Genomic DNA, 14,526 nt, shown 5'->3' with positions numbered 1-14,526 from the left:
CCTCTAAACGGGGTTGTAGCTAAAAATTAAAACTTTTAATGCTTTGTTCACGTCTGCTTCAATAAACACTTCAGGGTTAGCTAAGCGCTCGACAAATTTACAATCAGGGCAATGTTCTGCAACTTGCGCTTTTAGCCAATCTACCGTTAAATCGGGTGAATTTAAACACAGCATGAGTAAGCCTTTTGGTGCCATAAATTCAGGTATGCGTTTAATTATTTTTTTGTAGTCACGTTCAACATTAATACTGCCTTTTTGAAACGAAGGCGGATCGGACACTACTATATCAAACTTAGGGTCGCGTCGTAATTTGCCCCAAGATTTAAATAAATCTACGCCTACAAATTTGACATGACTTGTGTCGTGACTATTTAGTTTATGATTTTCTCTTCCTTGGCTTAACGCTGATTTACTCATGTCTAAATTCATGACGAAATCGGCTTTACCCGCGACCGCTGCAACTGAAAAGCCACAAGTATAACTGAATAAGTTGAGAACACGTTTATGTTTAGCTTGTTTTAGTATCCATTCGCGGCCATTGGCCATGTCTAAAAATAAACCATGGTTTTGATTGGCTTTTAAAGTGATGTGGTATTTTAAGCCATGTTCGAGTGCATGAAGGGTTTCAATGTTTTCGCCCCAAATTACGTCTACGGGTGCAAGTGAACGACATCGGTATTGCACTTGAATTGACGTGCATTGTGATATTTGTGCTTGTATCGCGGCATTTAATGCGTCAAGCCATTCAGTTTCAACTTCTTGATAAAGGGTTATCAGTACAACGGGGGCGTACCAGTCAATACATACATGCGACAAGCCAGGAAATGTATGACCTCGGCCATGAAATAAACGTTGGCAAGACAATGAAGTGGGTAAATTAAAGTCAGGTAAATTCATGCGAACTCGGTCAATTGATTATGCGTTAATGTATAACGCTTTTATTATGTGTTTAATACACTTATGTTTATCACTTATGAATTGTGATTGGTATCAATATAGTCTTCTTGCTCAGGTTTTATGGTTCATTGTCAGCGCTTACTCTCGACTTTGGCTCCTGCGTCGTTCTAACACCTAAATCCATTTAGGCGGCTTCAATCACAGAGTAGAGCATATGCTCATGGCGTCTCGAAGCTTGCCTGCATGGATGCAGGTAAGGGGCGAGAGCAGGACGCGGTAGCTTTGACGGCTTTGCTAACATGGATTTAAGTACTGAGGTTTCGTCTGGCACTAGAAATCTGCCCCTAAACCCCGATCGCTTTGACTATACTTAGTTTTTCAGAAAGCAAAAACGGCAGTAATAACTGCCGTTTGATGTGCGCTTTCAGGCGCGTTTAATGTGTTGTAACCCACGTTAAACATTGCTTATTTTGTTATTATAAGCCTGCAGCTGCTTTTAATGCGTCTACTTTGTCTAGTTTTTCCCATGGGAATTCTTCACGACCAAAGTGACCATAAGCGGCAGTGCCTTGATAGATTGGGCGCTCTAAATCTAACATGGTCAGTATGCCGTATGGGCGTAAATCAAAATTGCCGCGCACGATATCAACAAGTGTATCTTCATCAATTTTTGCTGTGCCAAATGTTTCTACACTGATAGATGTTGGCTCAGCGACACCAATAGCATATGAAACTTGAATTTCACAACGATCGGCTAAACCAGCTGCAACAATATTTTTAGCTACATAACGAGCTGCATAAGCGGCTGAGCGGTCAACTTTTGATGGATCTTTACCTGAGAATGCGCCGCCACCGTGACGAGCCATACCACCGTAGGTATCAACAATAATTTTACGACCGGTTAAACCACAATCGCCCATTGGACCACCAATTACAAAACGACCGGTTGGGTTGATATGAAATTGTGTGCTGGCCGTTAACCATTCTGCAGGCAATACCGGCTTGATGATTTCTTCCATTACAGCTTCACGTAAATCGGCAGTAGAAACACTATCGCAATGTTGAGTTGATAATACAACGGCGTCTATACCTTTGATAATGCCATTCTCGTAAGCAAAAGTGACTTGCGATTTAGCATCTGGGCGTAACCAGCTTAAAGTGCCGTTTTTGCGTACTTCAGCTTGACGTTTTACTAAGCGATGCGAATAGGTGATCGGAGCGGGCATAAAAACATCTGTTTCGTTTGATGCATAACCAAACATTAAACCTTGATCGCCTGCGCCTTGTTCTTCAGGGCGTGTGCGGTCTACCCCTTGATTAATGTCAGGTGATTGTTTGCCAATGGTATTTAATACGGCACATGAATCTGCATCAAACCCCATTTCTGAGTTTACATAACCAATTTCACGTACTGTTTTACGGGTAATTTCTTCAATATCAACCCAAGCTGAAGTGGTGACTTCACCTCCAACCATTACCATGCCTGTTTTAACGTAAGTTTCGCAAGCAACACGTGCTTTAGGGTCTTGCTCTAAAATTGCATCAAGCACTGCATCAGAGATTTGATCAGCGATTTTATCAGGATGGCCTTCAGATACTGATTCTGAAGTGAAAAGGCGACTTGCCATGCGAGAGTCCTCAATTAACGTTAACAATACCGTTTATACGGTTAAGTTGATTTATGTGATCACTCTGTGTTTTTTTTGAGCAATCTAATTCATGTCGCTAAGTTTAACGACATTTTCAGTATTTGCAAGGATTTACGTCTAGACGTCTAAACGGCCAATTGCATTATCCCCTTAATCGCTATAAAAAAGAGAATAATTGCTATTTTAGGGCATTTGGCGATTTGGGTCGTGTAATGAAGGCGGGGGATGTTTTGTCGAGTTTGATGCACCCTCTCGCATTAAGGTGTTTGGGGATGCATCGTTAAATGTGTTGCGTTATACCAATCCGTAATAATAAGTGCCCACTCAGCGAGCGTTTAAATGCGCTTAAATAAAAGAATAGTGGTGTTCTTTTGAGTTCGATCAACACAGAGTAAGCGCATTTAAAACTCGCCTGAAAGGAATGCCCCAGCGGCTTTTGACCTGCGTTATCGGTATTTGAAAGGGAACAACCATTCCTGTACACCGACGCCTTGTTCAAAAACCGCTGGATGCATTCTGAGAGATCACTTATTTATATGAATTGGTATTATTTTAATGCATTAATAATGGCTTGTTCTATTTCACCGGCCAGTGGTTTCGCTTTTGAGTTCCAAGAGCCAACAACGTTGCCATTTTTATCAACTAAGTATTTAAAAAAGTTCCATTTAACTGAATGATCAGCCGCGGTGGTTAGCTTTTTATAAAACGCATTTGCATCACTGCCTCGTACACTCGAAGGGCTTAGCATGGTAAAACTTACGCCATAATTTAAATAGCATATATCGGCTGTTTCTTTTTCATCATCGTGCTCTTGAAAAAAATCATCCGAAGGAAAACCGACAATTTCTAACCCTTGATCTTTATATTTTTTATATAGTGCCTCTAGCCCTTCAAATTGTGGCGTAAAACCACATTCGCTGGCGGTATTAACGGCCAGTAATACTTTGCCTTTAAATTGTTGGCAAAAGTTTATTTGCTCACTTGAGCGTAATTTTCTGGCTTCAAAATCGAGAATCGAATTACACTTTTCTGCTGCCCATGTGCTTGAGCTCATGAGTAGCCCTGCGAGTATCAAAATGCGGGTTTTATTATTCATTGTGGGTTTGTCTCTATTTGTGTGTTTATAGGTTTAATTTTTGGGGTTAAACGTTGTTTTTAGTTTTAAAGATCAGTTTTATTTTTGAAGTCGCCAGACTTCGGCTAAACCAAAGCTGTTTTCAGATATTAAACGACTGTTGTCTTCATTAAATGCAAAATCAAGAATTGATACGCCCATGCCTTCGGCTTCGTATTGCCATTCGTCAATTAATTCGCCCGTTTTTACACGCCACAGTTTTATTTTTTTATTGGGCGCGCCTGTGGCTAAAATATTAGCGTCGTTTGAAAAAACAGCGCTTGTAAAAATGAGTTGGCGCATAGGATATTTAAGCTGACTTTGTTGCGAGCCGTCAGATAAACGCCAAATATTTGAATCCTTAAAACTGTTAGCGGTAAAAGCATATTGACCGGTTTGGTCTAGCGCGACTTGAGTTATACGGCTGTCGTGTTTAAATGAGTGGATCACTTGGGCTGAGCGTGTATCCCAAAATAATGCCATGCCATCATAACTACCTGTTAAAGCAAAGTGGCCGTTGTCGGATAAATCAACGCGACTGATGCGCTCGTTATGTCCTAAAAATCTAACGCGTCGCCCGGTGTCTAAATTGTAGAGTTCGACCACGCCATTAAGTAATCCAATGAGCATGAGCCGACCTTTATTGGCTATTTTTATATCAACTATCCGACTTTCTTCAACTTGCCAAAAGCCTTTATTATGTCCCGTTTTCATGTTCCATAATGCAACTTGATTTTCGGTTGCGGTGATAACGTGTGAGTTGTCACTCGCGATATCTACATGGATGACTTCATTGCTTTTTTCTGGATCGTGACGCCAAAAATATTTTGGCAAATGTTGATTGACTTGCCATAGTGTAATGCCATCTGCCGTTGATACAGCCGCATATTCACCATTTTGAGAAAGGTCTGCTGCATAGGTTCCATTGTCTGTATGCAACCATCTTGCTGTTCGGTTTTCACCCCACTTATTGCAAGCGCTGAGCAATAAACTTAAACAGATAAGATATAAGACCTTTTTCATGGTTTTGCCTTTTTATGACTTATTGTTGTGGAAAAAGTGTTTTTTCAAACACGCTCCACTGAGCGGTTAAATTTTCAGAGGGTTTACGTTGATAATCACTGCGTACAAATTGACCTATTTTACCTTCGATCCAACAAACGAGTTGATTAGCAACCATGGCTTCGTTGTAATCAAAGGCTTTACCTTCGCGTAGTTTTCGTTCACGTAATACTTGTTTTAATTGTAGCTCAAGTTTATCGAATATTTGATTAACGCGATCGCGTAATCTAGCTTGCTCGCCCATTAATGCATCACCACTAAGTAAACGTGAAATCCCCGGATTGCGTTCGGCAAAAATTAAAACGAGTTGGCTAATTTGAAAACTACGCACTGATGCTTGTTTTTCTTTTTCGAGTATGGTGTTGATATGCGTAAATAAACTTTCGTCTATAAAATCTAATAAACCTTCAAACATGCGCGCTTTACTCGGAAAGTGACGATATAACGCGGCTTCGGTTACGCCTACTGCTTCTGCCAATTTTGCGGTTGTAATGCGCTGGCCTGGGTTTGATTCCAACATTTGGGCTAATGATTGGAGTATTTGATGTTTTCTTTCGCCTTTTTTCTTGGTGACTGCTGGCATTGCTATGTTTCCGTTTTCTAAGTTAATTGTTATGTTGATTTATTTGCTCTGCAATAAGTTGGATCAAATCGGTTGCTAAGCGTGTTTTATCGTTTAATGCTAATTCATGTTGGCTATTGGGGGTGTAGACCATCAGTGCGTTTTGCTCGGCGCCAAACCCTTGTCCTGCTATTGCCACATTGTTTGCGGCTATCATGTCTAAATTTTTGCGCTGTAATTTATCTAAAGCATAATGTTCTATGTCTTGTGTTTCGGCGGCAAAACCAACGGTAAAGGGTTTGTTGGGTAAGTTAGCAACCGTGGCTAAGATATCTTGATTACGTGTGAGCGCTATCGACATTTCACTTTGCGCTGTTTTTTTTATTTTTTGCGCTGCAACGGTTTGAGGCTTGTAATCTGCGACGGCTGCACAGCCAATAAAAACATCGGCATTATCGATATTTTCTAGTGTTGTTGCTAGCATTTCGTCGGCTGATGTAACGGTTGTTGTATGAACGGCATGCGGTGCTGTTAATGCGCAAGGTCCTGATATTAAATGAACATCTGCACCGAGTTGTTGTGCCGCTTGTGCTAACGCATAGCCCATTTTTCCTGAGCTGTGGTTTGAAATATAACGAACAGGGTCGATTGATTCTTGTGTCGGACCGGCTGTGATCACTATTTTTTTATTCAGCAGTGGCTTAGGTGCCAGCAAACTTTGCAAATGAGCGACAATTTCGAGTGGTTCAAGCATTCTACCTGCGCCGATATCGCCACAGGCTTGTGCACCCAAACCCGGGCCAAAGATGCTTACGTCATCTTTTATGAGTGTTTGTATATTGCGTTGAGTCGGTTTTGCAGCCCACATTTGTTGGTTCATGGCTGGGCAAACGGCAACAGGTGCGGGGGTTGCTAAATATAAAGTAGACAGTAAATCACCCGCTAAGCCATTGGCTAAACATGCAAGGGTATTGGCGCTTGCAGGGGCTATTAACACCACATCAGCCCATTTAGCGAGCTCAATATGGCCCATTGCGGCCTCTGCGTCGGTATCTAGTAAACTGGTCGCGACCGGGTTACCGGATAAAGCTTGTAATGTGAGTGGTGTAATAAAGGCCATTGCACCCGCTGTCATGACCACTCTTACGTCTGCATTGACTTCTTTTAGTTTTCTAACCAAGTCTGCTGCTTTATAAGCGGCGATACCGCCGGTTATACCTAACAGTATTTTTTTATTTTGTAAGTAATTCACAAAATCCCCATTGATAAATTGTTAATCATCATCAAGACTTAAGATGCGTAACCTTGTTGTAAATCGGGTTATTTGTCAATGCATTATATGTGTGAATTTTTACTACCCGTTTACTTTATAGGCGGTAGTAGGTAAGTAAGCACTCGTTAAGGATGAGATATGAGTATAAAGGATTGGCCTGCTGAGCAACAGCCACGCGAGAAGTTACTCGCCATTGGTGCTAATAGTTTAAGTGATGCTGAATTATTAGCTATTTTTTTAAGAACGGGTGTTAAGGGATGTAGTGCTGTTGAGTTAGCACAAATGTTGTTACGTGATTTTGGGAGCTTGCGCCAATTGCTAGCGGCTGACCTTCAGCAATTTAGTGTGGGTAAAGGTTTAGGCGCGGCTAAATTTGCACAATTACAAGCTAGTGTTGAAATGACCAAGCGCTTTTTATCTGAAAATTTAAAAAAAGGGCAGGTGCTTGATTCTTCTAATGCATGCCAGCATTTTTTAACGGCACAATTGCGTGATGAACCGTTTGAGGTTTTTGCTTGTATTTTTTTAGATAATCAACACCGTGTTATTAAATATGAACCGATATTTTTTGGCACAATAGATGGCGCTGCCGTTTATCCTCGGGTTGTTGTAACAAAAGCACTTGAACTTAGAGCCGCTGCGATTATACTAGCGCACAATCACCCTTCAGGTGTAGCTGAACCTAGCCATGCAGATAAGCAAATAACCCAACGTTTGATCGCTGCATTAGGTTTAGTTGACATCCGCGTACTCGATCATTTTATTGTAGGCGATGGAGAGGTCATTTCTTTTGCCGAAATGGGTTTACTTTAATTGTAAAAAAATTAGGCAATTTTATAGAAGTAAGTTGACTTTGCTTCTATTTATCTGTATAAATTGCGCCCTCTTGAATCAGGGTACGCAGAATGTAATTCTTAAGTGATAGCTTAAGATGAATTGGAGACACAGCAATGTCTAGAGTATGCCAAGTTACTGGCAAAAAGCCAGCGGTTGGAAACCACCGCTCGCATGCTAAAAATGCAACTAAGCGTCGTTTCTTACCTAATTTACAGTCGCACCGTTTTTGGGTTGCAACTGAAAACCGTTTTGTTAAATTGCGTTTATCAACCAAAGGTATGCGTATCATTGACAAAAAAGGTATTGACGCCGTTTTAACTGAGATCCGCGCGCGCGGTGAAAAAATTTAAAGGTAGCCGGAAATGCGTGATAAAATTAAGTTAGTTTCTACTGCTGGTACAGGTTATTTCTATACCACAGATAAGAACAAGCGTAACATGCCAGGTAAGTTTGAGATCAAAAAATTCGATCCAAAAGTACGCCAACATGTTTTATTCAAAGAAGCCAAAATTAAGTAAGCTTTTTTGTTTAAGAAATTAAAAAAACCCGGCTTGTCCGGGTTTTTTATTGCCTAAAATTTACGGTTGCACCCCGCATCCTCGCTCGCTAACATAGCCTCGTTGTTTTTTCTCATTTGTTTTTTTACTGTCGTAAACAAGGATAAATTTTATGGTTCGTTTAACGCGCAAAGGTTGGAATAATGTTCTTATTTTTTCTAGCTTAGCGATGATTTTGATCTTTAATGGTGTGCATCAAAAAATATTAGGTAGTGTTGAGCAAACCGGTGATCAAGTATCCGTTTTACCGACTGATCAAATTTTACTCACATTAGATGTGCCGGGATATTCAATTGAGCGAATCGGTCGAAGTTGGCGTACTAATCCAGATAAAGGACTTGAGGCGGCGTTACTCGAGAAAACCATCGCTTCTTGGGTTAACTTACAAGGGATTATTTTAAGCCCTGCACAAGTCAGCGCGTATGCGTTAGCTCAATACCCAGATTATGTTGTTACTGCTTGGTTAGCGGGCCAGCATCAAGGTTATACATTTAAAATATTTGAAACTCAGCATGAGCTCATTATTCAAGATATTCAGATAGATCGTTGGTTAGTGCTGGATAATCAATACCGACCTCCATTATTAAAGCCTTAATAAATTAACCTATGCAATTGATGAGTATTTAACATGCCCGAATTACCTGAAGTAGAAGTCACCCGTTTAGGCATAGAGCCGCACATTTTAAATCAAACGGTTGCTAAAGTGATTGTTAGGCACCGTGGTATGCGGTGGCCTATACCGGAAGATGTTGATTTACTGACCAACCAAACAATTGATAAAGTTGAACGCCGTGGTAAATATTTGCTACTGGCAAGTAAAATGGGGCAGCTCGTTATTCATCTTGGTATGTCAGGCTCGTTGCGCATTTTATCGACCGATGCCGACGTTAAAAAGCATGACCATTTTGAGCTACAGTTTACTAATAATAAAATTTTACGCTTGAATGACCCGAGACGCTTTGGTGCTGTGTTATGGCAAGATTGGCAACAAGCAACGCCGTTAAGTCAACTTGCGCATTTAGGGCCTGAACCCTTATTAGATGATTTTAATGCAAATTACTTATTTGAAAAAATACAGAAAAAAAACACGGTGATTAAAAACTTTATTATGGATAGCAAAGTGGTTGTTGGTGTTGGTAATATTTATGCAAATGAGTCACTTTTTTTAGCCGGGATTAATCCTTTAAGAGCGGCTAAAACCGTAACGAAAGATGAAATTGATAAACTCGTTACCGTGATCAAAAAAGTATTGGCAGAATCAATTAAACAAGGCGGTACAACCCTTAAAGATTTTACGCAAGCTGATGGTAAACCAGGGTATTTTGTGCAATCACTGAATGTATATGGTCGAGCGGGCGAACCTTGTGTTAATTGTACTCAACCCTTAATTGAGTGCAAAATTGGCCAACGAGCGAGCGTGTATTGCGATTATTGTCAATCCGAATAAAATAAGGGGTTAAGATATAAATTATTTGCATGTGAGATCTTTCTTACATTACTAATATATAGGCATAATAAACAAACACTTAAGTTTATCGATACTCACATGACTTAAACCAAGGTATAAGCATTCATCGAATACGCTCACTTATCACTTTTTTATGACTAAACTCTATTCATCGCTTAGGAAGAATAGGTTCAAGGGAATGATGTTTTCACTATTTGCGACCGCCGTGATTGGAGGTTACATAATCGCAACTGCCGGACTCGTTTTTTTATGTGATTGGTTACTGACTTACCATGAGCAATTAGAAGAAAAAAAACGTGATTTAAAAGAAAAGTCTTATCATGATATTTAGCTTTATTGACCGCTTTTGAGGTCGCCTTACTCTGCAAAAGTAAAGCGCGAATTCAACGCGAGTTTGACTGCTGGCGTAACAAACTCACTTATATCACCTTGATGTTTTGCTATTTCTTTGACTAAAGTTGAAGAAATAAACGCACTGTTATCAGAAGGGGGTAAAAACACACTTTCTAAATCGGCATTTAAGCGCTTATTGGCACTGGCAAGTTGCAATTCATATTCAAAATCGACTGTTGTGCGTAATCCTCGTAACAAGACTATGGCATTATGCTGCTTGGCAAAGTCGACTAACAGACCACTAAACCCAATGACACTCACATTGCTTAAATGATCTACGGCTTGCTCAGCTAAAAAAACACGTTCGCTTAAATCAAATAAAGGTTGTTTGCTTGGGTTATTCGCCACGCCAACAATCACCTGCGAAAAAAGCCTTGATGCACGGTTTAATAAATCGATATGACCGTTAGTGATAGGATCAAATGTACCGGGGTAAATAGCAATAATACTCATCGTGTTTACTGTAAATGAAATAATGTGTTGAAGATACACATAAGACTATTTATCCGCAAGCCTAACGATGGGAACAGTCTGACAAGATTATGTTAACTATTTGATCTGTCGTGCAATAGAGGGAATGATTAAGTTTGTAAATTTAAGGTGTATATTAATAAATCAATCTTTAGCTATTTGATATTAAATATAGATTAACATGTGCTCTAGCTCTATTAACTCGCATTTGATATGCGTATAATTACGCTGTTTTTTATAATATGAAGTAGATAAGGATATACCGAATGAAAAAAATGCTGACATGGACTATTGCACTAAGCGTAAGTACTTTTGCATTTTCTGCTCAAGCTGGCTGGCATTTTGGAACTGGTTTCGGTGTTACAGTGCAACAAGGTGAGTTAACGTTTAAAACGCAAGACTTTAACCAACAGCAACATCAATTTATCGGCGATGTTGAAGTGAACTCATCCGATATCGCTAAATCGTTACTTTCTTTTGATGGTTATGGCACTAATGGCCGTTGGCGCATTGATTATCGTTATATCCCTAATAAATTAAGCCAAACAGTTGAAAATGATTCTTTCGCTTTTGATTCAGCCGTTGGAGCGTTTTCTTTTGGTCATCGTATTGTTAAGTTATCAGGCGGAAAGCACTTATTTGTTAATTTAGGCATACGCGTTAACCAACAAGAGTTTATGTTACAAACGGCAAACGAAAAGCTTGAAATTGATTCAAGCTGGATTGATGCCACGATGGGCCTGAAAGCGGATATCCCGATAACGAATAAGTTAGTGATACACGCCGGGGCTGATGCGGGGGTTGGTGATGCCGAAACGAGCTATAATGCACACCTTGCGGTTAATTATCGGTTTAGTCGTAAATGGAGTTTAATTGCAAAGGCTGAAACGCAAAAATTAGAATACGAATACAATCAAATTGATAAAGTTGAAGATGGAAAATCAGATTGGTTCACGAGTGAATTTGATAGTACATCGGTTAGCTTACGCTTTATTCGTATTTGGTAAAAATTTAGTTTTCAGATGTGATTTAATCATTCACGGAGGCTCGTACTATATTCGTTAGTATCTGCGTCAAAGTCGTCTAGTGATTCATCATTTTTAGTCCCTCTGCATGCGAACGTTTCTCTAAGTATAGTCTTCTCGCTCAGGTTTTATGGTTCATTGTCAGCGCTTACTCTCGACTTTGGCTCCTGCGTCGTTCTAACACCTAAATCCATTTAGGCGGCTCCAATCACATAGTAGAGCATATGCTTATGGCGTCTCGAAGCTTGCCTGCATGGATGCAGGTAAGGCGCGAGAGCAGGACGCGGTAGCTTTGACTATAAATAACCAGATCACCAATATAAAGATGGCAGAGGCTGCTATCTTTACTTCATTTGACTACTCTACTTAATTGCACGACACTGCTCGTTTAACTCTTAGATTATTAATGTATGCCTATGACGTCAACCGAACTTATACCCTTACTGATTCATGAATTAGAAAAGCTACTCTCAATTGCGACAGCTGCCGCTAATGATGCTCGAGATTTGGCAACACATGAGCAAAGTAAGCCCGAAACACAATATGATACAGTGGGATTAGAGGCGTCTTATTTAGCGCACGGTCAATCGCAACGCGTTGCTGAGTTAAAATTGGCGATCAAGCAATGGCAAGGCTTAGCTTTACGCGCTCCCTCGAACAAAAGTAAAGTTGACTTAGGCTGTCTTGTTGTCGTTGTTGATGAGTATGAAAACGAATCATATTATCTAATAGGACCGAGTGCAGGGGGGATCAAATTATCAAACAACACAAAATCAATTAATGTTATTACCCGCAACGCCCCTTTAGGTGCAGCATTGTTTAACTGTTATGTCGATGATGAAATATCGATAAAAATTAATACAAACGAAATTTTTTATACCGTTGTCAGTATTCGTTAGTCTCTACCTTTTCTTGTTTAGTATTCACTGAGTTCATAAATTTGCCAGTTTGGCCTATTGTATTTCATTTAGTAGCAGTGGTTCACGGGCGTTTTTTATGCCGTGTAATCGATACCGTTTAGCCGCAACGGCATCGCCTTCTTGTTGATATAGCTTACTGAGTTCAAGGTAGGCTCGGGTATAGCTTGGATCAATCGCTAATACCGAGATAAAGTCATTTATGGCGGCTTGCTTATTATTAAGATGAATATTGACTAACCCTTGATAAAACCAAGCCTGTGGCATGGTATCTCGGAGTTTAAGGGTCTTCGCTAAATAGTCTTTTGCTAAGTGATAGTTTTGTTTTGCGTATAATAGTAAAGCAAAATTGAATTGAATTTCGGCCACCTTAGGTTGTTGCGCGACTAACGGTTCAAAAATAGCCATGGCCTCATCTAATTTATTTAAGCCAATAAAGGCGGTTCCACGCCACTGTTTTACCCTAAAATTGTCTGGCTCACGTGATAGCAACCAACTTGTGGTTGTGAGTACTTCGTCATAACGTTGTAACGTTAACTGGCCTTGTGCGAGATCAAAGTAGGGTTGTATATCTTGTATTTTACTTTGAGCTAACATCATTTTTAAATAATCTACATAGTTAGCCGTCGGTGTTGTTCTTAATAATGTGACCGCTTTATATACTTCACCTACCGCATCTTTTGGTGCTTTATCCGATAACAAAAACTCAATGCCGGTAATTGTTGGCTCGGTTTCTTTTAATGTGGTTAGCGGTTGAGGATCGGTTAATTGGCGTTGTATTTTGTGATCTGTCATGACGACATGCACAACATCTTGTGTTCGGCGTTTGGGCATATGACAACTAACACAATCATCGTCGTTAATTTTAGTGTTTGCTATGGCTGATACAGGGTGAGGCTCAGTATGACAACTAAGGCAAACATTTTGATAATGTTCAGTTTTAGCACTCGCGGCAACTTTTTTATGTGGGTTATGGCAGCTAATACAAGTTAAAGCGCCTTCGCTTTGTGTAAAGCACTTACTTTTGCGTAATCGATAGGCGTGATGATTTATTTCAAAGCGCTCATCTTGGCTTTTATCTGATTCGGTAATGTCGACATGCGCGATATAGTCGAAAATATCGTCGCCTGGGCGAAAAGAATAATCAGGTCGGTCAAATTTACGTATACCGGTTAACGCAACGCTGGGTAATAAATGGCACTGAAAGCACACTGAATCTCGCTGCTGAACAGGTAATTTAGCTGGGTTAACTATGGCGGCTTTAATTTTATCAAGTGTGGTATCGGGCGCTAAAACCGTATTGATGTGTTTTGCTCCTGGGCCATGACAACGTTGGCAGCCAATACCTTGTGGTAATGTTTTAGGAAAAAAATGAGGCTGCCAATGCAAATCACTATCGGTAGCGACGTCGGGTAATGCATTATGGCAAAACAAACACTGACGTTGAATAGGACGGGTGACGCCTGCGTGTTTAGGTTTATCAAATCCCGGCGCCATGGCCCATTGTTGGGTTTGTGAATACCAACCTAAAGGTAGCTGAAACATTTCACCATTTTCAGTTTGATATAAATAACTGCGTGTGGTGTTGCCAGAACCAATAATATAATCCACTTTACGTTTAAAAAGATTAATTGGTTGCTGCTGATCATCTAACTGATAACGTATAAATTGGAGATCATCACCATTTTGTTGCATTTGATAATAGCGTTCTGATGGTTTATGAAAATATGGGGCTTGATCAAACGATTCAATAAAATGCGTTATCGCTGGGCGCTTAAAGGATTTAGACATACCAATATGTTGGTATGACTCTGTATGCCCAGCATGACAATTTTCACATTGCTTATCGGCTACATAGCCAGCGGCAGCACCTTGAGTTACATGAAGGTTTGAGCCTGATACAAATGGGTCATTAAGTTGATTATTTTGCGCCGTGTTTACTTGTTGTGATGATGAGATTATTGACCCCGCGGGCAATAGCCAGATTAAAAATAAACTTAAAATTAATGCACTGGACCAAATTAACGTTTTTGTTTTCATGAGTTTAGATATTTGTGATGTTGCATTGAGCCATAATGACGGCAGACGTAAAAGGTAATCTTTACATAGTAGCAATTACAGACAAGATGCGTTTATTATTTTTATTAAAAGTTAGAACGACGCCCGTCAGGTGTGACTGTTTATTTTTTGCTTATGAATTAAATTGTTAATACGAACAGAAACACGAATAGAAATACGATAATTAATCTTAAATCGTAATAAGACTAAAATTTTTGACTATACAATGACGAAATAAGTCGG

At 39.9% G+C, this 14,526-nt stretch carries 16 protein-coding genes; 8 read left to right on the top strand and 8 right to left on the bottom strand.

The window, feature by feature from the left end:
• Positions 1 to 3: 3 nt before the first annotated feature.
• From DPX34_RS02685 to coaBC, 6 genes are all read right to left on the bottom strand, one after another.
• Positions 4 to 897: a class I SAM-dependent methyltransferase gene (locus DPX34_RS02685; protein WP_111976869.1), complete on the bottom strand. Its 894-nt coding sequence runs from the start codon at positions 895 to 897 to the stop codon at positions 4 to 6.
• A 476-nt stretch (positions 898 to 1,373) separates the two neighbouring features.
• Positions 1,374 to 2,525, bottom strand: coding sequence for a methionine adenosyltransferase (gene metK / locus DPX34_RS02680; protein WP_111976868.1), 1,152 nt, complete (start codon positions 2,523 to 2,525; stop codon positions 1,374 to 1,376).
• 568 nt (positions 2,526 to 3,093) lie between these two features.
• A complete protein-coding gene (locus DPX34_RS02670) occupies positions 3,094 to 3,642 on the bottom strand; it encodes a glutathione peroxidase (protein ID WP_111976867.1) in 549 nt (182 codons plus the stop codon).
• Between the two features lie 78 nt (positions 3,643 to 3,720).
• Positions 3,721 to 4,683 carry a WD40 repeat domain-containing protein gene (locus tag DPX34_RS02665; protein ID WP_111976866.1) on the bottom strand — a complete coding sequence of 321 codons (963 nt, stop codon included), beginning with the start codon at positions 4,681 to 4,683 and terminating at the stop codon, positions 3,721 to 3,723.
• 19 nt (positions 4,684 to 4,702) lie between these two features.
• A complete protein-coding gene (gene slmA, locus DPX34_RS02660) occupies positions 4,703 to 5,305 on the bottom strand; it encodes a nucleoid occlusion factor SlmA (protein WP_111976865.1) in 603 nt (200 codons plus the stop codon).
• A 22-nt stretch (positions 5,306 to 5,327) separates the two neighbouring features.
• The gene (coaBC, locus tag DPX34_RS02655) at positions 5,328 to 6,536 is read right to left on the bottom strand and encodes a bifunctional phosphopantothenoylcysteine decarboxylase/phosphopantothenate--cysteine ligase CoaBC (RefSeq protein ID WP_111976864.1); all 1,209 of its coding nucleotides are present in this window, start codon (positions 6,534 to 6,536) and stop codon (positions 5,328 to 5,330) included.
• A gap of 159 nt (positions 6,537 to 6,695) precedes the next feature.
• Here coaBC and radC point away from each other — a divergent pair, with 159 nt between their 5' ends.
• From radC to DPX34_RS21680, 6 genes are all read left to right on the top strand, one after another.
• Entirely contained in the window at positions 6,696 to 7,370 is a 675-nt protein-coding gene (radC, locus tag DPX34_RS02650; RefSeq protein ID WP_111976863.1) for a RadC family protein, read from the top strand.
• 137 nt (positions 7,371 to 7,507) lie between these two features.
• Entirely contained in the window at positions 7,508 to 7,744 is a 237-nt protein-coding gene (gene rpmB / locus DPX34_RS02645; RefSeq protein ID WP_111976862.1) for a 50S ribosomal protein L28, read from the top strand.
• Positions 7,745 to 7,756: 12 nt separating this feature from the next.
• Positions 7,757 to 7,912 carry a 50S ribosomal protein L33 gene (gene rpmG / locus DPX34_RS02640; RefSeq protein ID WP_111976861.1) on the top strand — a complete coding sequence of 52 codons (156 nt, stop codon included), beginning with the start codon at positions 7,757 to 7,759 and terminating at the stop codon, positions 7,910 to 7,912.
• Between the two features lie 151 nt (positions 7,913 to 8,063).
• Positions 8,064 to 8,546: a hypothetical protein gene (locus DPX34_RS02635; protein ID WP_111976860.1), complete on the top strand. Its 483-nt coding sequence runs from the start codon at positions 8,064 to 8,066 to the stop codon at positions 8,544 to 8,546.
• A 33-nt stretch (positions 8,547 to 8,579) separates the two neighbouring features.
• Positions 8,580 to 9,398, top strand: a complete 819-nt coding sequence (gene mutM / locus DPX34_RS02630; protein WP_111976859.1) for a bifunctional DNA-formamidopyrimidine glycosylase/DNA-(apurinic or apyrimidinic site) lyase — start codon at positions 8,580 to 8,582, stop codon at positions 9,396 to 9,398.
• Between the two features lie 199 nt (positions 9,399 to 9,597).
• Entirely contained in the window at positions 9,598 to 9,750 is a 153-nt protein-coding gene (locus DPX34_RS21680) for a hypothetical protein (protein ID WP_157964598.1), read from the top strand.
• A gap of 26 nt (positions 9,751 to 9,776) precedes the next feature.
• Here DPX34_RS21680 and coaD read toward each other — a convergent pair whose 3' ends face one another.
• Positions 9,777 to 10,265: a pantetheine-phosphate adenylyltransferase gene (coaD, locus tag DPX34_RS02625; protein ID WP_111976858.1), complete on the bottom strand. Its 489-nt coding sequence runs from the start codon at positions 10,263 to 10,265 to the stop codon at positions 9,777 to 9,779.
• Between the two features lie 284 nt (positions 10,266 to 10,549).
• Between coaD and DPX34_RS02620 the strand changes: the two genes are divergently transcribed.
• A complete protein-coding gene (locus tag DPX34_RS02620; protein ID WP_111976857.1) occupies positions 10,550 to 11,290 on the top strand; it encodes a hypothetical protein in 741 nt (246 codons plus the stop codon).
• Positions 11,291 to 11,718: 428 nt separating this feature from the next.
• Positions 11,719 to 12,207, top strand: coding sequence for a GreA/GreB family elongation factor (locus DPX34_RS02615; protein WP_111976856.1), 489 nt, complete (start codon positions 11,719 to 11,721; stop codon positions 12,205 to 12,207).
• A 54-nt stretch (positions 12,208 to 12,261) separates the two neighbouring features.
• Here DPX34_RS02615 and DPX34_RS02610 read toward each other — a convergent pair whose 3' ends face one another.
• Positions 12,262 to 14,265, bottom strand: a complete 2,004-nt coding sequence (locus DPX34_RS02610) for a tetratricopeptide repeat protein (RefSeq protein WP_111976855.1) — start codon at positions 14,263 to 14,265, stop codon at positions 12,262 to 12,264.
• Between the last annotated feature and the right edge of the window lie 261 nt (positions 14,266 to 14,526).

It is taken from the genome of Algibacillus agarilyticus, from assembly GCF_003286125.1.
Lineage (GTDB): Bacteria > Pseudomonadota > Gammaproteobacteria > Enterobacterales > Alteromonadaceae > Algibacillus > Algibacillus agarilyticus.
Note: the sequence above shows the minus strand (reverse complement) of the source record. Positions and strands in the feature narration are given on the sequence as shown.

Coding starts and splice junctions, on each gene's coding strand:
- metK (WP_111976868.1), bottom strand. CDS start 2,525: ATGGCAAGTCGCCTTTTCACTTCAGAATCAGTATCTGAAGGCCATCCT.
- mutM (WP_111976859.1), top strand. CDS start 8,580: ATGCCCGAATTACCTGAAGTAGAAGTCACCCGTTTAGGCATAGAGCCG.
- DPX34_RS02615 (WP_111976856.1), top strand. CDS start 11,719: ATGCCTATGACGTCAACCGAACTTATACCCTTACTGATTCATGAATTA.
- rpmB (WP_111976862.1), top strand. CDS start 7,508: ATGTCTAGAGTATGCCAAGTTACTGGCAAAAAGCCAGCGGTTGGAAAC.
- DPX34_RS02635 (WP_111976860.1), top strand. CDS start 8,064: ATGGTTCGTTTAACGCGCAAAGGTTGGAATAATGTTCTTATTTTTTCT.
- DPX34_RS02670 (WP_111976867.1), bottom strand. CDS start 3,642: ATGAATAATAAAACCCGCATTTTGATACTCGCAGGGCTACTCATGAGC.
- DPX34_RS02610 (WP_111976855.1), bottom strand. CDS start 14,265: ATGAAAACAAAAACGTTAATTTGGTCCAGTGCATTAATTTTAAGTTTA.
- DPX34_RS21680 (WP_157964598.1), top strand. CDS start 9,598: ATGATGTTTTCACTATTTGCGACCGCCGTGATTGGAGGTTACATAATC.
- radC (WP_111976863.1), top strand. CDS start 6,696: ATGAGTATAAAGGATTGGCCTGCTGAGCAACAGCCACGCGAGAAGTTA.
- rpmG (WP_111976861.1), top strand. CDS start 7,757: ATGCGTGATAAAATTAAGTTAGTTTCTACTGCTGGTACAGGTTATTTC.
- slmA (WP_111976865.1), bottom strand. CDS start 5,305: ATGCCAGCAGTCACCAAGAAAAAAGGCGAAAGAAAACATCAAATACTC.
- DPX34_RS02685 (WP_111976869.1), bottom strand. CDS start 897: ATGAATTTACCTGACTTTAATTTACCCACTTCATTGTCTTGCCAACGT.
- coaD (WP_111976858.1), bottom strand. CDS start 10,265: ATGAGTATTATTGCTATTTACCCCGGTACATTTGATCCTATCACTAAC.
- DPX34_RS02665 (WP_111976866.1), bottom strand. CDS start 4,683: ATGAAAAAGGTCTTATATCTTATCTGTTTAAGTTTATTGCTCAGCGCT.
- DPX34_RS02620 (WP_111976857.1), top strand. CDS start 10,550: ATGAAAAAAATGCTGACATGGACTATTGCACTAAGCGTAAGTACTTTT.